Source organism: Streptomyces sp. NPDC043861, assembly GCF_056435905.1.
Window position 1 is genome coordinate 229,991 of sequence record NZ_JBWKDP010000013.1, and the last position, 20,908, is coordinate 250,898.

Annotated in this window: 20 protein-coding genes; 11 read left to right on the forward strand and 9 right to left on the reverse strand. The window is 70.9% G+C overall.

Features of this window, described 5'->3' with window-relative positions:
• Window positions 1–20: 20 nt before the first annotated feature.
• Window positions 21–203 carry a hypothetical protein gene (locus AC068D_RS27300; RefSeq protein ID WP_478825722.1) on the forward strand — a complete coding sequence of 61 codons (183 nt, stop codon included), beginning with the start codon at window positions 21–23 and terminating at the stop codon, window positions 201–203.
• A gap of 162 nt (window positions 204–365) precedes the next feature.
• Here AC068D_RS27300 and AC068D_RS27305 read toward each other — a convergent pair whose 3' ends face one another.
• From AC068D_RS27305 to AC068D_RS27320, 4 genes are all read right to left on the reverse strand, one after another.
• On the reverse strand, window positions 366–1,178 hold the full coding sequence (locus AC068D_RS27305; RefSeq protein WP_478825723.1) for a hypothetical protein: 813 nt from the start codon (window positions 1,176–1,178) through the stop codon (window positions 366–368).
• Between the two features lie 132 nt (window positions 1,179–1,310).
• On the reverse strand, window positions 1,311–1,610 hold the full coding sequence (locus AC068D_RS27310; protein WP_478825786.1) for a hypothetical protein: 300 nt from the start codon (window positions 1,608–1,610) through the stop codon (window positions 1,311–1,313).
• A 36-nt stretch (window positions 1,611–1,646) separates the two neighbouring features.
• Window positions 1,647–1,814, reverse strand: a complete 168-nt coding sequence (locus AC068D_RS27315) for a hypothetical protein (RefSeq protein WP_478825724.1) — start codon at window positions 1,812–1,814, stop codon at window positions 1,647–1,649.
• Window positions 1,815–1,897: 83 nt separating this feature from the next.
• Window positions 1,898–2,497 (reverse strand): class I SAM-dependent methyltransferase, encoded by a 600-nt coding sequence (locus AC068D_RS27320; RefSeq protein WP_478825725.1) that lies wholly within the window; start codon window positions 2,495–2,497, stop codon window positions 1,898–1,900.
• Window positions 2,498–2,644: 147 nt separating this feature from the next.
• Between AC068D_RS27320 and AC068D_RS27325 the strand changes: the two genes are divergently transcribed.
• From AC068D_RS27325 to AC068D_RS27355, 7 genes are all read left to right on the forward strand, one after another.
• Window positions 2,645–3,430, forward strand: coding sequence for an MHYT domain-containing protein (locus AC068D_RS27325; protein ID WP_478825726.1), 786 nt, complete (start codon window positions 2,645–2,647; stop codon window positions 3,428–3,430).
• A 52-nt stretch (window positions 3,431–3,482) separates the two neighbouring features.
• The gene (locus AC068D_RS27330; protein WP_478825727.1) at window positions 3,483–6,182 is read left to right on the forward strand and encodes a sensor histidine kinase; all 2,700 of its coding nucleotides are present in this window, start codon (window positions 3,483–3,485) and stop codon (window positions 6,180–6,182) included.
• On the forward strand, window positions 6,179–6,616 hold the full coding sequence (locus AC068D_RS27335) for a roadblock/LC7 domain-containing protein (RefSeq protein WP_478825728.1): 438 nt from the start codon (window positions 6,179–6,181) through the stop codon (window positions 6,614–6,616). Before AC068D_RS27330 ends, AC068D_RS27335 begins: the two co-directional genes overlap by 4 nt.
• A gap of 22 nt (window positions 6,617–6,638) precedes the next feature.
• Complete coding sequence (locus tag AC068D_RS27340) at window positions 6,639–7,052, forward strand: DUF742 domain-containing protein (protein WP_478825729.1); 414 nt, start codon at window positions 6,639–6,641, stop codon at window positions 7,050–7,052.
• 99 nt (window positions 7,053–7,151) lie between these two features.
• On the forward strand, window positions 7,152–8,096 hold the full coding sequence (locus AC068D_RS27345) for a nucleoside hydrolase (RefSeq protein WP_478825730.1): 945 nt from the start codon (window positions 7,152–7,154) through the stop codon (window positions 8,094–8,096).
• A 255-nt stretch (window positions 8,097–8,351) separates the two neighbouring features.
• The gene (locus tag AC068D_RS27350) at window positions 8,352–9,143 is read left to right on the forward strand and encodes a pentapeptide repeat-containing protein (RefSeq protein WP_478825787.1); all 792 of its coding nucleotides are present in this window, start codon (window positions 8,352–8,354) and stop codon (window positions 9,141–9,143) included.
• A gap of 369 nt (window positions 9,144–9,512) precedes the next feature.
• Complete coding sequence (locus AC068D_RS27355) at window positions 9,513–10,070, forward strand: type 1 glutamine amidotransferase domain-containing protein (protein ID WP_478825731.1); 558 nt, start codon at window positions 9,513–9,515, stop codon at window positions 10,068–10,070.
• A gap of 255 nt (window positions 10,071–10,325) precedes the next feature.
• Here the strand turns inward: AC068D_RS27355 and AC068D_RS27360 are convergent, their stop codons facing one another.
• Window positions 10,326–12,167 (reverse strand): transketolase, encoded by a 1,842-nt coding sequence (locus tag AC068D_RS27360; RefSeq protein WP_478825732.1) that lies wholly within the window; start codon window positions 12,165–12,167, stop codon window positions 10,326–10,328.
• Window position 12,168: 1 nt separating this feature from the next.
• Window positions 12,169–13,611 (reverse strand): NAD(P)/FAD-dependent oxidoreductase, encoded by a 1,443-nt coding sequence (locus AC068D_RS27365; RefSeq protein ID WP_478825733.1) that lies wholly within the window; start codon window positions 13,609–13,611, stop codon window positions 12,169–12,171.
• A gap of 389 nt (window positions 13,612–14,000) precedes the next feature.
• Between AC068D_RS27365 and AC068D_RS27370 the strand changes: the two genes are divergently transcribed.
• The 3 genes from AC068D_RS27370 to AC068D_RS27380 all read left to right on the forward strand — a co-directional run bounded on the left by AC068D_RS27370 (window position 14,001) and on the right by AC068D_RS27380 (window position 18,139).
• On the forward strand, window positions 14,001–14,609 hold the full coding sequence (locus AC068D_RS27370) for a GTP-binding protein (RefSeq protein ID WP_478825734.1): 609 nt from the start codon (window positions 14,001–14,003) through the stop codon (window positions 14,607–14,609).
• Between the two features lie 101 nt (window positions 14,610–14,710).
• Window positions 14,711–17,404: a WD40 repeat domain-containing protein gene (locus tag AC068D_RS27375; RefSeq protein WP_478825735.1), complete on the forward strand. Its 2,694-nt coding sequence runs from the start codon at window positions 14,711–14,713 to the stop codon at window positions 17,402–17,404.
• A 216-nt stretch (window positions 17,405–17,620) separates the two neighbouring features.
• A complete protein-coding gene (locus tag AC068D_RS27380) occupies window positions 17,621–18,139 on the forward strand; it encodes a DUF2716 domain-containing protein (RefSeq protein ID WP_478825736.1) in 519 nt (172 codons plus the stop codon).
• A 191-nt stretch (window positions 18,140–18,330) separates the two neighbouring features.
• Here AC068D_RS27380 and AC068D_RS27385 read toward each other — a convergent pair whose 3' ends face one another.
• From AC068D_RS27385 to AC068D_RS27395, 3 genes are all read right to left on the reverse strand, one after another.
• A complete protein-coding gene (locus AC068D_RS27385) occupies window positions 18,331–19,470 on the reverse strand; it encodes a winged helix DNA-binding domain-containing protein (RefSeq protein WP_478825737.1) in 1,140 nt (379 codons plus the stop codon).
• Between the two features lie 125 nt (window positions 19,471–19,595).
• Window positions 19,596–19,946 (reverse strand): DoxX family protein, encoded by a 351-nt coding sequence (locus tag AC068D_RS27390; RefSeq protein ID WP_478825738.1) that lies wholly within the window; start codon window positions 19,944–19,946, stop codon window positions 19,596–19,598.
• Between the two features lie 482 nt (window positions 19,947–20,428).
• Complete coding sequence (locus tag AC068D_RS27395; RefSeq protein ID WP_478825739.1) at window positions 20,429–20,857, reverse strand: PPOX class F420-dependent oxidoreductase; 429 nt, start codon at window positions 20,855–20,857, stop codon at window positions 20,429–20,431.
• Window positions 20,858–20,908 lie beyond the last annotated feature (51 nt).

Here is a 20,908-nt window from a genome sequence, read left to right on the forward strand (position 1 = left end):
GCTGCGGAGGAGGCCAGGAAATGTCCACAGGTGCGAAGATCGCGATCGGGGGAGTGGCCCTGGGCCTCATCCTCATCCCTCTGATCGGCTTCTGGATGTCGCTGCTGGTGATCGTGGGAGTGCCCGCCGTGGCCTACTTCGCGCTCGACCCCTCTCAGCGCCGTAGGCTCCGCCGGATCAACCGCAAGCAGATCGGCCGCTGACCGGGAACGGCCAGGGGCCGGCGTGCGAGGTTGTCGGCATCCGCGGCCCGGGGCACGAAGACGTGCCCCGGTGAGGATCCGGCCGAGTCGCCCGGGCAGCGGGGGCCGTGGCACGGGTCGGACGCGATGGGAAGACCTTCTGTGTGAGGCCCGGCGGGCCCTTCAGGACGGACGTACCGCCATCTTGTCCAGAGCCTCCAGCAGGCCGGGCAGCTCGGGCCCGCGTCCCACCGGGAGCACTTCGCCCGGTTCGTCGTCGAGCAGGACGAAGGCGATGTCGTCCGTCCTGGCGACGAGGGACCAGCCCGGGCCGTCGGCACGCAGCATCCGTGCCCCGTCCGGGGCGAAGCTGGACCGAACCCGTCCGGGCGGCGGCGCCTCGTCCACGTAGCCGTGCAGCTCCTTGAGCACCCGCTGGACGCCGTCATGCGGATCAGCCGGTTCGGCGCCGTCCTCGTCCTGCGCACCGGGCTGGACGAACGTCACCTGGTCGGCGACCTGGTCACGCCAGGCCGCCCACTGCAGGGCGATCTCGTCCGCACCCAGTCTCCGCTGAGCGGGCCCCCAGGTGTCCGTGTCCGGTGGGGTGAGGCATGGTCCGTCGCCGTCCCCGTCCTCCGGATCATGGGGTGCGGGCACCCCCGGCGCGACGGTGGCCACCTGCAGTGGCCAGCCGGGCAGCGCGGTGACGACGGAGCGGTCGCTGGGGGACAGGTCGTACTCCATCCCGCAGTCCCAGGAAGCGATCGCAACGGCGACGAGGGAGACGTCGTCGACCACCACCGTCCACCGGGCCCCGGCGCTGTCCTGGCCCAGGACCAGCCCGTATCCCTCGGCATAGGGCTCGAGCCCGAGGGACGCACACACCGCCGGATAGTCGTCGCCGAGCACACTCGGGAACTGTGCGGGCGTGAGCAGCAAGGCGGTCAGCACAAAGAGCGTGTCGTCGTCGGCGACCTCGTCCGTCCCGGCCACAGCGCCCTCCCATCCGATCGTTCGTCGGCGCACCCTAACCAGTGGGTATCCCCGGAGTCGAGAGTCCGCAGCAGGGAATGTGGTCAGGGCCACCGGCCGCGCGCGGGTCGGGCCGGGAGCGGGGCCCACGTGTCAGGCAGCGGGCAGCCCCAGAAGGCTGCGCGCCACGGACTGAGGGGACTCGTCGCGCTCGCGCGCGAGCGCGATGACCGCCCGGCAGGCCAGCTCGTTCACCCCGAAGGTCAGGGCCTCGGGCGACACCCAGCTCGACGCCTCGTCGATGCCCTGCTGGTCGTCCTCGGCGCATGCGGACACATACGTCGCAGCCGCCTCGAAAATGTTGTGCTGCCGCGCACGCCCCCGCGTGCCCGGAGCGGCAGCCCTTTCCTCGCCACCCCGGCCGGACGTGAAGAGTTTTCGTATCGTCCCCATCACCCTGCCGCTCACGCCGGCCCCTTCCCGTTGCATTCACCCGTCCGGCGTAATGCGCCGGTGTGACAAGTCTTCCCGCAGCAGGGGCTTCAGCCACGTGAGTTCCGCCTCGCTCGTGGCCCGGCCCATGGTGAGGACTTCCGGGCGGTACGGATCGTCGATCTCCTCGGCCCGCAGCGGCCGGTCGTCCCCGGAGAACGGCACGCTCGACACCCTGGAGCGTTCGCGGAGGCGGTTGCCTCCGCCGGAGCTGCCGCGGGCGCGGCGGCGGCCCCGGTGTCCGCCGCTCAGTCCTGACGTACCGCAAGGACCAGGAAGCGCGCGTCCTCATCGATGTACGAGGCCATCGTCCACCCCGAACGGCTCAGCAGCGGGCCGAGGTTGGGCTCGGCGCGCAGATCGTCGTCGCTGAGCCGCCGGCCCTGGTGCGCGGCCAGTGCGGCCCGCCCGACGGGATGGAAGAGCGCGAGTCGCCCGCCCGGGCGCACCACTCGCGCCAACTCCCTCAGATCCGCCTCGGGGTGAGGCAGATGAGCGATCAGCCCGGCCGCGAACACCGCGTCGAGCGACTCGGGGCGCAGGGGCAGCCGCGCCACATCGGCGAGCAGCAGTGTCGCGGCCCCGTCCCGTCCGGCGAGGACCGCGGCATCCAGCATCTCCGGGGTCAGATCGGCCCCGATGACCGTGCCCGTGGGGCCCACGGCCTTCCGCAGCACAGGCAGGGCGCGTCCGGTGCCGCAGCCCGCATCGAGCACCGCGTCCCCCCTGCGCAGACCGAGCGCCGCCACGCCGGCCACGAAGGCGGGGCCGTCGTCCGGGAAGCGCACGTCCCACCGCGCCGCACGGGCGCCGAAGAACTTCTGCACATGTGTGTGGTCGTCGGTCATGAGCACATGATCCCGCAGGCATGCAGAAGTTCGGTGCGCATGTTCGAGCGCGGCACGATCGTTCACCAAACTCTCTCTGTCATCTTCCGTCAGCTTTCGAACGCTCCCCCTGTCCGCCGCCCCCGGCAGGACTAGCGTCCCTGAGCCATGGGACACCTGGACCACGCCACATTCGGCTGGCTGACCCCTGCGCTGTCGTATGCGATGGCCTGCATCGGTGCTGCGCTCGGCCTGCGCTGCACCGTCCGCGCGCTCGACACGACCGGCAGGTCCCGCCGCAACTGGCTCATCACCGCCGCGTCGGCCATCGGGACCGGCATCTGGACCATGCACTTCGTGGCGATGCTGGGCTTCGGCGTGACCGGCACCGACATCCGCTACGACGTGCCGTTGACGATCCTGAGCCTGATCGTCGCCATGGTCGTCGTCGGTGCAGGACTGTTCGCCGTCGGTCACAGCCGTGACCGTGCCCGTGCCCTGCTGCTCGGCGGACTCACCACCGGCCTCGGCGTCGCCAGCATGCACTACCTCGGCATGGCGGCCCTGCGACTCCACGGCGATGTGCGGTACGAGCTGCCGCTCGTGGCCCTGTCCGTCGCCATCGCCGTGGTCGCGGCGACGGCCGCGCTCTGGGCGGCACTCAACATCAAGTCCCCCCTCGCGGTCGCCGTCGCATCCCTCGTCATGGGCGCGGCGGTCAGCAGCATGCACTACACCGGCATGCTGGCCGTCAGCGTGCAGGTCGAGCCCACCGGCACGGAACTTCCCGGGGCCACGGCGATGCAGTTCATCTTCCCCCTCGCCGTGGGCCTCGGGTCCTACCTCTTCCTGACCTCCGCCTTCGTGGCCCTCTCCCCGACGGCCCGCGAGCGTGCCGCCTACGCCTCGGCCGCGCGGACCACCGAACCGGCGTCCACGGCCCATCGGCCCTGACCACGCGACGGCCGCGCCGCACCCGTCACCCCGTATCCGGAACGAGGAGGCCATGCGCACACCTCGCAGCACCCCCGGCACCGAGCCACCGCCACCGCATGGCCCCGCTCCCTCCGGGTCCACAGTGCCGGCGGCGCGCGGCCGGCGTGCCCATGCCGGGCCACCGGCGGACGAACAACCCGGACGGACAGCGGAGCACGTCGCCACGGTCCGCTCCGAAGCCCGCCGAGTCCGCGACCGGCGGCAGCTGCGGCCCCGGACCGTGCGCGCCAAGATCGTGTCACTGCTGATGGTGCCCGTCGTCTCGCTCCTCGCCCTCTGGGGCTTCGCCACCGTCACCACCGCCCAGGACGTCGCCCGGCTGCGCCAGCTCCAGGACATCGAGGAGAACATCCGTGAGCCCGTCGGCCGGGCGGTCACCGCGCTCCAGGCCGAACGCCGGGCCGCCCTGCGTCGGCTCGCGGCACCCACCCCCGAGCGTGCCGCCGACCTCCAACAGCAGGCCGAGCTGACCGACGCCGCACTCGCCCGGCTCACTCTCGACGACACCCACACCGTCGCCGACGCGGGCGGCCTCCCCACCGCGGTGGCGACCCGCCTCGGACACCTCGTCTCAACCGCCCGCGAACTGCCCGCACTGCGCACCGCGGTCCTCGACGGCAGGGCCGGGTGGGACCGGACGTACGAGTGGTACACGACCGCCATCACCTCGGCGTTCGGCGTCAGCGGCGGGCTCACCGGCATCCAGGACCACGCCCCCGGATCCGACGCACGCGTCCTTCTCGAATTCGGCCGCGCCGCCGAAATGCTCGCCCGGGAGGACGCCTTGCTCTCCGCCGCCCGGACGGCCGGGACCTTCAGCGCGGAGCGGCTGAGGCTGTTCACCGGCGCCGTCGGGGCCCGACGCGCCCTCACCGAATCCGCCGTCGCCGATCTGCGCGCCCCCGAGCGTGCCGCCTGGCAGGGGCTCACCGGCCAGGGTGCCCACCAGGCACTCCAGACCGCCGAGGACCGGACCCTCTCCGCACCGTCAGGCCGCGGCGCCGCCGAGGCCGTACCCGCCACCTCGTGGGAGGCCGCCCACAGCGCCGTACGCACCGCGATGCACGACATCGAAACGGGTGCACGTCGCAGCGCAGCGGACCGCGCCGACCCCTTCGGCGAGGGCCTCCTCACCGCCGCGGCCGCCGCCGTGCTCCTCGGCCTCTCCGCAGTCGGCGCCTCCCTCGTCATCTCCGTACGCATCGGACGCGCGCTCGTCGTCGAACTCGTCACCCTCCGCAACACCGCCCTGGAGATCGCCCGGCACAAACTGCCCGGCGCCATGCACCGTCTCCGCTCCGGCGAAGAACTCGACGTGGACGCCGAGGCCCCGCCCGGCCCGGCCCCCACGGACGAGATCGCCGAGGTCGGCGAGGCTCTCTCCACCGTCCATCGGGCCGCGCTCAGCGCCGCGGCCGAACGAGCGGAACTCGCCGGCGGCATCTCGGGAGTCTTCGTGAACCTCGCCCGGCGCAGCCAGGTCCTCGTCCACCGGCAGCTCAAACTGCTCGACGGCATGGAGCGTCGCGCCGAGGACCCCGGCGAACTCGGTGACCTCTTCCGCCTCGACCACCTCACCACCCGCATGAGACGCCACGCCGAGAGCCTGATCATTCTCTCCGGTGCCGCCCCGGGCAGGGCCTGGCGGATGCCCGTACCGCTCACCAATGTCGTACGCGCCGCCGTGTCCGAAGTGGAGGACTACGCCCGCGTGGAGATACGCGGGCTCCCCGAGAGCGCCGTCGTCGGAGCGGCCGTCGCCGACCTCACTCACCTCCTCGCCGAGCTCGTCGAGAACGCCGCGCAGTTCTCCCCGCCCCACACCAAGGTCCGGGTCAGCGGGGAACCCGTCGGCAACGGCTATGCGCTCGAGATCGAGGACCGCGGCCTCGGGATGAGCCAGGAAGCCCTCGCCAAGGCCAACCGCCGTATCGAGGAGTCCGAGGCGCTCGATCTCTTCGACAGCGACCGGCTCGGGCTCTTCGTGGTGAGCAGGCTCTCCGCCCGCCACGACATCAGGGTGCGGCTGCGGACCTCGCCGTACGGGGGGACCACCGCCGTCGTCCTGATTCCCAAAGCACTGCTCCAGAGCGTGCTCCCCACTGCGGACGCTCCGTCGGAGACCGCCGCCCACGGCAGTACCGCGGCCGGCACGGCTCAGCTCCACGCGCACCACACCCCGGCCGTCGAGGAGTCGGCCCCCGTGAGCGCCCGTCCGGACCCGGACGAAGGCGGGCCGGACGCCGTCCAGGCGCCGCCGCCCGGAGTGATCGCCCTGCGGCTGCACGGGCGCCCGCATGCCGGGCAGCGGTCCGGGGCGCACGACGAACCGCGCACCCGCCCGCAACCGGGACCGTCGAGGCCCCATCCGTCCACGACCCCGGACTCCGCCTCCTCGTCTCCCTCGGTCCCCCCGGCGCCGCCCGGGCCACCGTCCCCCGTCCCGACCCCGGAAGAAGAGAGCGGGCTCCCGCGACGGGTCCGCCAGGCGAGCCTTGTGCCGCAACTGCGCGAGACCCCGCGTGCCGAGGCGCCGGACACGGCCGACCCCCCTTCGCGCCACAGCCTCGACCGGACCCCGGAACGGGTCAGGGACCTCATGGCCGCATACCGCGGGGGCTGGGCCCGGGGCGGCGGCGCCGCACCCGGCCGCCCCGGGGCCGGCAGTGCACCCAGCAGCACCCACAGCAGCGAAGGAGACCACGCATGATCGACCACGAGAGGGTCGCCCCGCACCACCGTTCAGGAGAGCTCGACTGGCTGCTCGACGATCTGGTGCTGCGGGCGACCGAGGTCCGGCACGCCGTCGTCCTCTCCAACGACGGCCTGCCCGTGGGCTGCTCGGGTGGCCTGACGCGCGAGGACGCCGAGCACCTCGCCGCCGTGGCCTCCGGATTCCACAGCCTTGCCAAGGGCGCGGGCCGCCACTTCCGGACCGGGGAGGTCCGCCAGACGATGGTCGAGATGGACGACGGCTTCCTCTTTGTGGCCGCCGCCGGAGAGGGGTCGTGCCTGGCCGTCCTCAGCTCCGTCACCGGGGACATCGGTCTGATCGCCTACGAGATGGCCCGCCTCGTCAAGCGGGTGGGGGACCATCTCGGCACTCCGCCGCGTACCTCCGCCACCCCGCCTGCGGCCGGCTGACCGGAGGGGAGTCCCGACCACCATGAACGATGCCGGCGACGGAGGCCAGGAAGTCCGGGGCAGCCGCTGGTACGACTCCGAAGCGGGCCCTCTCGTCCGCCCGTACGCGATGACCGGAGGCCGTACGCAGCCGGGTCCGGGTCACGTGCCCTTCGATCTCATCGCACTCGTCGATGTCGCCGCCGACGCGGCGGACCGCGCCGGGGAATCCCTCTTCGGCCCCGAGCACCGGGCCCTGCTCGCGCTCTGCCACGACGAGCCCCAGTCCGTCGCCGAACTCGCAGCGGGCGCGGACCTGCCCGTGGGCGTCGTCCGGGTCCTTCTGGGTGACCTCGTCGAGGCCGGTTATGTCACCGTCCGCCGGCCCGTGCCGCCCGCACAACTGCCCGACGCAAGGATCCTGCGGGAGGTGATCGACGGACTGAGGGCGCTGTAGCCGAAACGTACCCGGGGCCGGGCCGGGGCAGACTGATGAGCACACGACCGATCCGGACGCCGCACACGACCGATCCGGACGCCGACGTCGAGGAGCACCGTGCCTGTTCCGATCATCATCGACTGCGACCCCGGTCACGACGACGCCATCGCGATTCTCCTCGCCGCCGGGGATCCGGCGACCGAACTGCTTGCGATCACGACGGTCGCCGGTAACCAGGTGGTCGAGAAGACCACCCTGAACGCCCGCCGGATCTGCACTGCTGCCGGTATCACCGACGTCCCGATCGCCGCCGGCTGCGCGAAGCCCCTGGTCCAGCCGCTGTACGTCGCGGACGATGTGCACGGCGACTCGGGCATGGACGGTCCGAGCTTCGGCGAGCCCACCGTCGATGCCGTTCCCGAACATGCCGTCGACCTCATGTACCGGATCCTGTCCGCGCATCCGGAACCCGTCACCCTCGTCCCGACGGCCCCGCTGACCAACATCGCCCTGCTGCTCACGCGCCACCCCGACGTGGCCGCGCACGTTCGCGAGATCGTTCTCATGGGCGGGTCCACGGGCCGTGGAAACCGCACCCCGGCTGCCGAGTTCAACATGTTCGCCGATCCCGAAGCTGCCGACATCGTCTTCCGCAGCGGCCTGCCGGTGACGATGTGCGGGCTCAACGTCACCCACCAGGCGCTCGCCACGACCGATGTCGTCACCCGCTTCGAGGAACTCGGCACCGAACTCGGCCGCATCTGCGCCGAACTGCTCACCTATTTCTCGGCCACTTATCGAAGGCTGTGGGATTTCGAAGCCGCGCCGCTGCACGACCCGGTCGCGGTCGCACGTGTCGCCGACCCTTCGATCGTGCCCTGTGCCGATGCGAACGTGGCCGTCGAACTGCGCGGGCAGTACACACGTGGAGCCACGGTCGTGGATCTCCACCAGTATCTGGACCGGCCCGTCAACGCCCGGGTGGCGGTCGGTCTGGACGCCGAGAAGTACTGGGACCGGGTCATCGCGGCCGTCGGATCGCTCGGCGAACGGGAGGCGTGAGAGCGCGAGACACCGGCGACCCGGCGCCTCACCTCCGTGGGTGGCGTGGCTTCCTGCCGGGCCCGGACCTGCCCAAAATCCAGGCTCGAGGACCGCCGGGGTGCGAGATACTCGCCCATGAACCCTGCCCGACCATGATCGAGGAACCACTCCGTGCCCGACACGCCCCTGGACCGCGAACTCCCTGAAGGCCCCGCCACACATGGGAGACATGACTCCCGTGCACACGGATCGCCCGCCCGGGAACGGTCCGGCCTGCGGGCCGACTGCACGAACTGCTTCGGGCTCTGCTGCGTCGCGCTGCCCTTTGCGGCCTCGGCCGACTTCGCCGTCGACAAACCCGCGGGCCGTGCCTGCACCAACCTCGGGGACGACTTCCGCTGTGGCATCCACACCCGGCTCAGGCAGCGCGGTTTCTCCGGGTGCACCGTGTACGACTGCTTCGGCGCCGGCCAGAGGGTCTCGCAGGTCACCTTCGGCGGGCGGAGCTGGCGGGAGGCCCCGGAGACGGCGCACCAGATGTTCGACGTATTTCCGGTGATGAGGCAACTTCATGAACTCCTCCGGTATCTGACGGAGGCCCTGGCGCTACCCGCCGCGGCCCCTCTCCGATCCCGCACGCTCCGCCTCCTCGACGAGACCGAAACGCTTGCGGGCCAGGACGCCACCGCCCTCCTTCAGGTGGATGTGCCGGCCCATCGCGGGCAGGTCGGCGAACTGCTCCTCCGTGTGAGCGAGCTCGTGCGCGCCGAGGCAGGGCCCGGTCGCAGGAAGAACCGACGGGGCGCGGACCTCCTGGGGGCCCGGCTCGCCGGAGCGGACCTGCGGGGCGCCGATCTGCGCGGTGCGTGTCTCATCGCGGCCGATCTCACCGGTGCCGATATGCGCCTGTCCGACCTTCTCGGCGCCGACCTCCGGGACGCGGACCTCAGCGGCGCCGATCTCACCGGAAGCATCTTCCTCACCCAGCCGCAGCTCCAGCAGGCCAAGGGCGACGGGAGGACGAGGCTGCCGCGCACACTCACCCGTCCCGCGCACTGGTCCTGAGCCACGCCGAAGGCATGCACGGGCGCGACGCCCGGTGTCGTCCGGGCAGGGCGAACGGGCCTCGGCCACTGCCGGGGACCGAGGCTTTCGCGAATCGCGGGGTCGCTGTCGTTCTCGCTTTCCTGGCCGCTCCGCCGCCCACGGCGGAGCGGCCAGGAAGATCACGTACCAGGCCGCTCCCGGGTGCCGCGGACCCCTGGGCCCCATCGATCTGGCCGAGAGCCGTCCGTCGACCGCTCCTCCTGACGTCGTCCCAGCTCCAAGGGCATAGACACGCGATTCAGGGGTACGTGGCAGCCGTATCGGTTTGCACTCCGGCCGTCGGCAGGAGTGGCATCACGAAGCGGGGGGAGAGGGGCGCAGACCACCATGAACATCGCCTTCCTCATGGCGCCGGAGGGCGTCGAGCAGATCGAGCTCACCCGGCCCTGGCAGGCCGTCGCCGACGCCGGTGACACCCCCTTGCTGCTGTCTACGAAGCCCGGCCGTATCCAGGCCTTCAACCATCTCGACAAGGCCGACAGCTTCCCTGTCGACCTGGTCGTCCCGCGCGCCGCGACCGACTACGCCGGTCTTCTGCTGCCCGGAGGCGTGGCCAACCCCGACGCGCTGCGGATGGACGAGAAGGCCGTGGCGTTCGTCCGGGCCTTCTTCGACGAGGGCAAGCCGGTCGCCGCGATCTGCCATGCCCCATGGACCCTCGTCGAGGCAGATGTCCTGCGCGGCAGGGTGCTGACCTCATGGCCCAGTCTGCGGACCGACATTCGCAACGCGGGAGGCATCTGGGTCGACGAGCCGGTCCACGTGTGCCACGAAGGCCCGAACACACTGATCACCAGCCGCAGGCCGGACGATCTCGAGGCCTTCTGCTCGGCGTTCTCCGCCGAGTTCGCCAAGGTGTTCGCCGGGTCCGGCGCCGGACACTGACGCTGCACGACGCGGGCGGCGCCGCGATCCCGCCCTGTGCCGCGCCACCCGCCCGACGGCGACGTGGCCGTGAACATCTGGGATCCTGCACCGTCGCACCTGCGCCGCACGCCGTCCCACCTCTGCCTCACCCAGCCGCCATGTCTCGACGGCGCCAACGACGGGCCTCTCGCGGGACCGGGCAGAGCGTGCAGGGGTACGGGCGCCGCGCAACGGCCCCGCGGCCCGCGCATTCTCCTGTGCCTGCTCCGCGTCTCAGCGTACGACGACACGCTCCACCAGCAGCTTCACCGCCGCCGAGATCGCTTCCGCATCGATGCCGGAAGCATGCATCTGTTCCTCGGGTGTCGCCGAGGCCGGCATGTTGCGCACGGCCAGGCGCACCAGCCGCGGCACCGGACGCCCGTCCGCGAACGCGTCCGCGACGGCGTCGCCGATCCCGCCCTCCGGATGATGGTCCTCGACCGTGAGAAGGCACCCGGTCGCCCCGGCGGCCTCGTCGAGCGTGTCGGTGTCCACGGGCTTCACCGAGTACAGATCCACGACCCGGACCGGGATGCCGTCCTCGGCCAGTGCGTCCGCGGCGCGCAGCGCCTCGTGGACAGTCGCACCGACGGCGACGATCGTGGCCCGGTCGTGGTCGCTGCTGCGCAGCACCTTGCTGCCGCCGACCGGGAACTCCTCGTCGGGGTCGTAGATGACGGGCGTCTCGCCGCGCGTGGTCCGCAGATAACGGACTCCGTCCATGTCCGCCATGGCCGCCACCAGCTTGGCCGTCTGGTTGGCGTCGCACGGATAGAGGACCGTCGAACCGTGCACGGCACGGAACATGGCCAGATCCTCGAGCCCCATCTGGGACGGGCCGTCCTGGCCGATGGTCACGCCTGCGTGCGAGCCGACCACATTGATACCCGCCCGGCTCACCGACGCCATACGCACGAAGTCATGGGCGCGGGTCAGGAACGCCGCGAAGCTCGAGGCGTACGGCACCCAGCCGCGCGTCTGCAGCCCGACGGCGGCCGCAACGAGCTGCTGCTCCGCGATGTAGCACTCGAAGAACCGGTCCGGATGCTCCTTCTTGAAGTACTCCGCACGTGTCGAGTCCCCGACCTCACCGTCGAGGGCGACGATGTCGCCTCGCGCCGAGCCGAGGGCCGCCAGGGCCTGACCGTACGCGGTGCGGGTGGCCTGCTCGGTGCCGCGTTCGTACCGCGGCAGCTCCGGGTGGCCCATGTGCCGGCTCGGGACCCGCACGTGCGGCGGCGACTGGACCTCGGCGCGGATGAATCGCGGTCCGCCGAGCTCCTCGATCGCGGCGTCCGCGTCCGGCAGCGGCTTGCCGTGCTTGCCCTCCTGGTCCTCGACGGCGGCAACGCCCTTCCCCTTGCGGGTGGCGGCGATGACCGCGGTCGGGCGCTCGTCGGACGCGGCGGCCTCCGTGAGGGCCTTGTCGACCGCTTCGACGTCATGGCCGTCGACCTCGATCGTGTGCCAGCCGAAGGCCTTCAGCCGGTGGGCGTACGCGTCGAGGTCGTGTCCGTGGCGGGTGGGGCCGCGCTGTCCGAGCCGGTTGACGTCGATGATCAGTGTCAGATTGCCCAGCCGTTCGTACGCGGCGTGCTCGACCGCCTCCCAGACCGACCCCTCGGCCATCTCGCTGTCCCCGGACAGCACCCACACCCGGTACGGCATCCGGTCCAGATACTTGCCCGAGAGGGCCATGCCGACGCCCACCGGCAGACCCTGGCCCAGTGAGCCGGTGGCGACGTCCACCCAGGGCAGCCGCGGCGTGGGATGCCCCTCGAACCGGCTGCCGAGCCGTCGGAACGTCAGCAGTTCCTCGTCGTCGATCGCCCCCACCGCCTTGTACAGCGCGTACAGCAGGGGCGAGGCATGCCCTTTCGAGAGGACGAGACGGTCGTTCCCGGGATGCCCGGGGTTGTCGAAGTCGTAGCGCAGGTGGTTCGCCACGAGTACGGCCCCGATGTCGGCAGCCGACATCGACGACGTCGGGTGCCCCGACCCCGCCGCGTCGGCCGCCCGCACCGCGTCGACCCTCAGTTGCTGTCCCAGCTCGGCCAGTTCTTCGTACCGCATGTCACTCCTTGTTCGGGACAGTCGGGATGCGTGCGAGCTCGGGCGAGGCGGAGTCCAGGGGCACCGACCACGAGCGCACCAGACCGAGCTGGACCGCCTGGCGCGGCAGCGCCGCTTCCAGCAGCCAGTCGGCGGCCACCCGTACGCGATTGCCCGGCATGGCCGCGAGGTGGTACCCACGGGTGACCGCACCCGCCAGTGGCCCCGACAGCGGGATGCCCAGGGGATTCGCCGCTGCCTGCACCCCTCCGAGGTCCACGGCGAACCCGAGGTCGTGGTGTTGGTACGGGCGGGCTTCGCCGATGCCGAGCGAGGCGGCCACATTCCGCGCCGCGACGTCCCCCTGACGGCCGGCGTGCTGCGCGGTCATCGGGGTCAGCTCGAAGCCCCCACCCTGGCCGTCTCCGGAAAGGGGCCGGGTCAGGTCGGGCACGGCGGCGGCGTCCCCGCAGGCGAAGACCTCGGGACGGCCGGGCACGTTCAGCCGGGGTGTGACCCTCAGCCTGCCGCGCTCGACGGGCAGGCCGACTTCGGCGACGAGTGGATCGGGCCGTACCCCGACGCACCAGATGAGCGTCCGGGTCGCCACGAACTCGCCGTCGTCCAGCCACACCCCTGCCCGGGTGGCTTCCTTGACGGATGTGCCGGGACGCACCTCCACGCCCCGGCCGCGCAGTACGCGGTCCGCGGTGTCGGACAGCCGCCGGTCGAGCTCGGGAAGGACACGGGGAGCGGTGTCGAGGAGCAGCCAGCGCGGTTGCGTCCGTTGCCGCCGGCCGGCCCCGTGGGGTGCCCCCGGCCTGTTCAGCTGCGCATGCAACGCGTCGGTGAAGAGCTTGCCCTGCGCGGCGACCTCGGTCCCCGTGTAGCCCGCACCCACGACCACGAAGGTGCAGCGTGCCGAGGCTTCACCGGCGTCGTCCGCGCTGGCGGCGAGCTCCGTCTGCCGTGTGATGTGGTCCCGCAGGTAGAGGGCCTCCGGCATCCCCCGGAACCCGTGCGCGTAGTCGGCGACTCCGGGTACGGGCAGCAGTTTGTTCACGCTCCCGACCGCGAGCACGAGGCGGTCGTACATCAACTCGCCGTGCCCGCCCTCGGGATCCGTGTACTCCACGCGCCGTCCCGCGAGATCGACATGTGATGCCTCACCTAGCACCAGCCGGACCCGGGGAAGGGTGTGGACCAGCGACACGGTGATCCGCCTCGGCTCCAGGATTCCCGAGGCCACCTGTGGCAGCAGGGGCAGATACAGGGAGTAGTCCGTCGGATTGAGCAGAACGATCTCCGCCCTCTTCCCGGCGAGAATCCTGGAGAGCGTTCTTGCGGCCCGGTGACCGGCGAATCCGGCTCCGACGATCACGATCCGGGGGACCGGGCCCCTGATCTGCCCTCGGCCCTGATCATTCGCGGACCGAGGCCCTTCCTGCACAGGACGGGACGGCATGTTCCGGGACTGCACGTTCTCGGAGTGCGTGCCATGGGACCGCACGGTGAATCGCCTCCCGCGTGACCGTGATAGGGGCCTGCGATGAACGGGACGATTCGGGTGCCCGTCCGCAACCCCCCTAAACCAGGGTCCCTCCATCGAACTGTCGCGGCCATGCGAGTTTCGAATTCATCCGGACAGTTTTCAGGTATCGAACAGTCACATCACGCAAAAAATGATCTGAGGCCCCTGTTCGTGGTTCGGATTGCCATACTGCTCACGCCACACAGAACAGATGTACTGGTGTCGGACCCTCGCTGATGCCCCGCCCGCCCCCTGAGTCTCCGGGGACGACTCTGACCTGGGGTTTCCGCCTGGCGGCGCATATCCGATGAGAGAAGTGATCCATGGCTCCCGAGCTCTCCGGCAGCACCGGCGGAGAATCCTCCGCTCTTGCGATGAAAATACTGGTCGCCGGCGGATTCGGCGTCGGCAAGACCACTCTCGTCGGAGCGGTCAGCGAGATCCGGCCACTGCGCACCGAGGAGCGGCTCAGCGCGGCCGGCCGGTCGGTGGACGACACCGGGGGAGTGGAGCGCAAGACCACGACGACCGTGGCCATGGACTTCGGCCGCATCACCATCCGCTCGGGCCTGTCCCTCTACCTCTTCGGCACACCGGGCCAGGACCGCTTCTGGTTCCTGTGGGACGAGCTCTCCCAGGGTGCGCTCGGAGCCGTTGTCCTCGCCGACACACGCCGCCTGGAGGACAGCTTCCCCGCCGTCGACTACTTCGAGCACCGCGGCATCCCCTTCGTCGTCGCCGTCAACTGCTTTCCGGGGGCCCGCACATACGGTGCACACGAGGTCTCCCGTGCCCTTGACCTGGACCGTGGAACCCCGGTGGTGCTGTGCGACGCCCGCGACCGGGACTCGGGCAAGGAGGTGCTCGTCCGACTCGTCGAGTACGCAGGGCGGATGCACACGGCCCGGCTCCTCGACTCGGTCGGTCAGTAGTCCGATTGCAGACCGGGGCGGTCCGGTCGGGTTCGGTGTGGCTGTGCACTCCGCCACGCAGGCCCGGCCGGGGTGTCAGTGGGTACGGATACGGTCGGATCATGTCTGATGAACTGCGAGTCGGCGGCCCGGGTGACGAATCCGCCAGGGTGGACGAGTGGCTTTCCGATCCGGGGCTTCTGGTCTCGGCCGACCCGGGGCGCGTGTTGAGGGAGTTGGACGGGGCGCCCGATGCCCGGGCCGGGATCGTCGCGGCGGTCTACCGGGCATCTGCCGGTGTGCATCGGACGGTGGGGGCAGCCCTGCGCCGGCAGGTGCTGGCGTTGGACGCGGCCCGGCTGGGGGACCGGGATCTGGCCGCGTGGTTCGCGGCTGCGGATGTGCCTGGGGAGCCGCACTCCGCGTGGGTCGTGGACTGGGCCAGCGGTTCACTGGTGGACCGTCGGCTGCTGCGTTCCTTCACCGGCCACAGCGGCCCGGTGATGGCGGTGGCGACGGCTGTGGTCGACGGCAGGCCGGTCGCGGTCACAGGCAGCCGGGACAAGACGGTGCGCATATGGGACTTGGCGGCGGGCAGGCAGCTCCATGAACCGGTGACCGGCCGCACCGACCCCACGTCGTCGACAACGGCGGAGGTCCTGTCGGTGGCCACCGTGATGGCCGACGGGCGGGCCATGGCGTTCACGCTGAACACCGACGAGACGGTGCTGGTGTGGGACCTGCTCACCGGTTGCCCGGTCGCGGAATTCATCAGGGTGCTGGAGAGCACCACGCTCGACGGGCGTTGTGTCGTCCTCACTGTGGGAGCGGACCACGCGCTCCGGGTATGGGATCTGGCCACGGGCCACCAGGTCCGCGAATTCGCTTCGGTCGCAGACATCGCGACGCTGGACGGGCGTCGCGTCGTCCTCACCGGCGAAGCGGACCGGAGTGTGGATGTGTGGGACCTGGAAACCGGGCGCCGGGTCGGGGAATCCCTGCGGGTGGTGAGAACCGTCATGGTGCGTGGACGCCCGCTCGCGCTCACCTCCCAGCCGGGTCAGGTGCCGCGTCTGTGGGATTTGGCCACCGGCCATCAGGTCGAGACCACCCGGACCGACCCGGCCGAACTGATGCTGCCGGATGGTGAGGAGGAGGCGGACGTGTCCAGCGTGGCGGTCGTGGACGGGCGGGTCGTCGCCGTCCTCGTCGACCACGAAGGGATGCAATTCGTCGGGGACCTGGCCACCGCCCGCCCCAACGGTGCTTCCGTACGCGGGCAGTGGACCGCGGTGACGGGAGGGCGTCGCGTTGCCCTCACCATCGGTACGGACCGGACACTGCACATCTGGGATCTGACGGAGGACCATCAGCGCACGGACGGCATGCGCGTGATGCAGCGCATCGCCCCGAACGGGCAACCGCTCCCCCTCGCCACCGACATGGAGGAATCAGGCCTCTGGGATCTGATCACCAGTCGCAGGGACGGCCGGTCCCACACCGGCAGCGATGTCCGGACAGGTGCGGACGGAGCCGCGGAGACTGCGATGCTGGATGGGCGGAGGGTCGTTCTGACCGCGGAGCGGGACGGGACGGTAGGGGTACGGGACGCGGCCTCCGGGCTGCCGGTGGGCCAACCGCTGAAGGGCCATACCGATCGAGTGTGGGCCGTGGCCGCCGTAGGGACGGACGATCGCGCTCTCGCAGTGACCGCTGGTCTTGACCAGACGGTACGCGTGTGGGACGTCGCCGGGGGGCTGCAGGAGGGCGAACCGCTCACCGGCCACAGGGGCCAGGTATGGGACGTCGCCACCGTCGCCCTCGACGGAGTACCCGTTGCCGTCACCGCCGGTGCGGACCATACGGTCCGCATGTGGGACCTCGGCAGCACCCAGGGAACGGGCCAACCCCGCCCAGGGCATGCCGGATCCGTCCTGGCCATGTCGACGACCGTTCTCGACGGGCAGCCCGTCGCCGTCACGGCGGGTGCCGACCGAGCCGTGCGCGCCTGGGATCTGACCAGCGGTCGTCCGGTCGCCGGTTCCCTCATCGGCGTGGATGGCGAGGTGACTGCCATGACCACGGGGGTGGTCGACGGACGAGCCGTCGTCGTGACGGCCGGTCCGGACGCCGACATACACGTTCGGGACCTGGCCGGGGGCCAACACCTCCACGACCCCTTTCCCAGCCACCACAGCAAGGTGCTGGCCATGGCCGGCGCCGTTCTGGACGGTCGGCCCGTCGCCGTCACGGCGGGCTCGGACCGGACAGTGGGTGTGTGGGACCTCAGCAGCGGACGGCAGGTCGGCGAACCTCTCACCGGCCACTCAGGCAGGGTCACCGCCATCGCCACAGCCGTGCTCGAGGGGCGGCCCGTCGCGGTGACGGGAAGCTGGGACAAGTCCGTGCGGCTGTGGGACCTCGCCACCGGCCGGCAGATCGGCGAACCCCTGACCGGGCACTCCGACTGGGTGACATCCGTGACCACCACGGTGATGGACGGGCGGCCTTTCGCGGTCAGCAGGAGCCGGGACAGGACAGTGCGCCTGTGGGACCTCGCCGCCATGAGGCAAACCGGCAGTGCGCAGACACCCCCCACGAACTCGGGCCGAGCAGTGGCTGTCACCACCGTGGAAGGCCGGCCTCTCGTGGCCATCGGCCAGGAGCAGACGGTGCAGTTCTGGGATCTGGCCACAGGGGGCCAGGTCGTGTCCGATTATTTCTTCCCGCTGCCGATCAATGCGCTGGTCACGGCCCCGGAAGGTCGGCTGGTGGTGGGCTTCGGCCATGAGGTCGCAGTGCTGGCCCGCAGCTGACCCGCGGTTCGGACGGTTGATTCCGGCGGTGGGTGGTACGGCCGCGGCGGACCGTGCGCGACGGTGACCGCAGCCAGGTAGTGGCTGCGGCGAGTCGTAGCCTGCGTCCAGATACACGGTGACGGTGGAGGGGAGCGGGGGTGGCGCTCTGACCGAGGTTCCAGGAGCGGCGTACCTCGCATGCCGGCCGACAGGAGCGATCGATAGGCTCTGCCTGTGACGAACGAGGCCGTGGTCCAGCTTCCGGAAACCGATCACCGCCGTGTGTGGGACCGCTTCTACGCGGAGTTCGATTTCCGTCCCGGCATGACCCCATCGGCATGGCCGGCTGTCAAGGAACCCGCGGCCTCGGTCACATGGAGTCTGGCGTCGTTGGACGACGGCCCGGACGACAAGCGGCTCGACCGACTGGTCCTGGTGGTCGAGCAAGGACTGAGGGCATGCGTTCCTCCGCAGGGCAGGCTGTTCGCGCTCGACTGGCAGCACGCTTCGTTCCGGTTCTCCCCGCACCGTGTGGGAGGCCCTGGCCAGGAACGGTGGCCTTTAAGCCCGTATCCCGACGGCGACTACTACATCTTCCTGTCCGAGGACTTTCTGACGGGCAGCTTTGGGCACCCGTGGGAGGAGTCGCTGTGCCTGTTCGGGCAGGGACTACTCGACGTCGTAGCAGCGCAGGTTGACGAGATTCTGGGCACGCCGATACGCAGATCGGGTCGCCCTGTTCAGCGTCCGTAGCACCACGACGCGGTCATGAGCGGATGAGGATCCGGTCCGGAGAGGGTGCAGGGGCGGACAGCCGGAAACGGAAACTCCACCACGGTGCCCGACGAGGCCGGTTTCGACGAGTTGAGCAGCGCATGCCCCTCCAAGGGGCCGTCCCTCCACATCGTGCAGAGCCTTCAGCGCTGAGGTCCCGAGACGGGCCCTCAGCCCGGGAGCAACCTCACCGGGGCGTCGGGCAGCCTGGCCCACCAGTGGTCGTATCGGCCGTAGGCCCGGGGATCACGGTCGGCCAGCAGCATCGTCAACGACCGTGCCTCTGCGGCGAGTCCGTCCCATGCCTCGGGCGCGAGGTCATGAAAGGCCATCGCCTCGACGCCGCCGTCGACCGGGCGCCATACACCGGCGACGTAGCCGTCGACCAGAAGCGTCGGCAGCACATCGCCGTTGTTGCGGATCACCAGCGGGCGGTAGTCGTTGGGGATCACGCGGCTGCGGTCGGCATAGGCCAGCAGAATGCTGTCCCACATGGCCATCAGCCGGGGCGGTGCCGGGGTGTCCGCAGACGGGCGCTCGGCGCCGAGGACGTCGAACAGCGTCGTGCCGCCCGGCCCCTTGAGCTGCTCGACGACCCCGTCGAGCGCGCGCAGTGCCTCGCGGACCGGCGCCCGCTGCACCATGGCGAACTGCGCCACGTCCGCCACCGACGCCGGCCCGAACCCTTCGAGGTAGCGCACGACGAGGGTCCGCAGTGCCTCGGGATCCGTCTCCCGCCCCCCGGGCGCCGGTCCCTCGTGTGCCGCGACGTAGGACGGTCTGGTGCCGAACGACCACGGTCCGCCGGTCGGTGCGTGCAGCAGCGGGGCGTACGACCGCAGTCCCCACCACGCGCCGGCCTTCTTCTCGGCGCCGAGCCGCTCTTCGAGCCATGCCCCCATCTCGGGGACCGTCCGCGGTCGGTCGGCGAACGTCAAGAGCCCGGGCACCAGCGCTTCGGCATCCGCAGGGGTGAGCCCCGTCGCCGCGAAGCGGGAACCGAGCCGGGAGGCGTACAGCGTCGGCCGCATCGCTTCGCGGAAAACCCGGTAGTCATCGGCACCAATTGCATGGAGCGTGATCCGCATCAGTGTGGCCTTGACGACTGCACGGCCGGTGAAGGCGGCGTCCAGATCGGCCGGAGCGAAGCCCGTGAGCCGGTTCCACAGCGCCAGATACGGTGAGGCGGGCTGCTGTGCCTGCAACGCGACCACACGGCGGACCGCTTCGACGATGCTCAGCGGCTCGCGTCGCAGGAGCAGTTGGCGGCTGAGGGTCGCCCGGTTGAGTTCGCGCGCAGTGATCTCCACGACCGGGGATTGTGCCGTGGCCCGGCCCACGGCCGCCAGTGCCTGCCGGGTCCTGCCCCTCGGAGCGGGCCCGGCGAACCGCCTCCGTGGCCATGGGCCCCCGGACACGGCCACGCCGCGGACGGCTACTGCGCGACGGCGAGGACGAGGGCGGCCACTGCCAGACCCAGGTAGCCCGCGGGGAATACGACGAGGCGGTAGACGCGTCCGGGGAAGTGCGCGGCGACGGCGGCCATGAAGAAGAGCACGAGTCCCGCACCGGCGGCGATGCCGAGGAATCTGACACCCAGCAACCCGAGCAACAGACCCGCCGCCCCGGCGGTCTTCACCGCCCCCAGCCAGGGGAGCCAGGACTGCGGGATTCCCAGTTCAGCCATGTTGGCGACGATGAACGAGGCTCGTACGAAGTTCCCCATGGCACTCGCGGCGGTCGCCACGATTGCGACGACGGTGACGATCCCGTAGGCCGTGAACATCTGCCCTCCCCCTGACCGGACGCGTGGGATGCGTCGGTGAGCTGCTTTTCTCGCTGTCCTTGGACAAGCCTGACCAGGCCTCGATCCGGCGTCCAATGCCTTCTTCCATAGCCCGATGGCATGGATGCGGCACCCCGCCCGTTGTGCTGCTCGCCGCCGTCGAGGAGGGGAGCCCGACCCTGAGCGCAGTCAGTGATCGTTTCCCAGCGGTGCCGGCCGGGCGGATCACACACCGGAGGCGCCCGGCTCGGATCGACGCCCTTCGCGGGGCCCCGGAAGGGCATGAGCCTCGTCCGGCCCGGGCGCGCAGGCGGAGCGGCCGTTGTCCGTCGGCCGGAAGGGACCGGACGCGAGAGGAGTCGACATACCGGCCGACACCGTGTCAGGACCGGTGCGCCCGGGCGAGGATCCGGCCGACGACGGAGGAGCCCCGCACACCGCGCCCGTCCCCTGGGCACTGCTCCATGGCGCCGACCGGCCGGTCAGCCGGCCAAATTCGCCTGGGCGAGGACCTTCTCGATGCGCACCCGCACCACCAGCTCTCCGGGAACGCCGTTGCGCGCGCCGAATTCCTCGGCACGCTCCTCACCCATGTAACGAGCAGCGATCCTCGTCGCCCAGTGGCGCAACTCCGCCGGGTCCTCGTTCAGTTCCGCCCGTCCCCTGATCACCACGAACGAATAGGGAGGCCGGTCGTCGTCCACGCACAGTGCCACCCGTCCGTCCCGTGCCAGATTGCGGCCCTTCACGCTCTCCTTCGCCGTGTTCAGGACGATGTCGTCGCCGTCGAGGACGAACCAGACGGGTGCCACGTGCGGACTGCCGTCCACCCGTACGGTCGAGAGTTTCCCGGTGCGCGTCCCTTCGGAGACGAACGCCCGCCATTCCTCCTGCGTCATTGCTTTCACCATGTCCGCCATCTTCGGCGCCGACGCCCTCTCGGAGAAGGAGGCTCCCCGCTC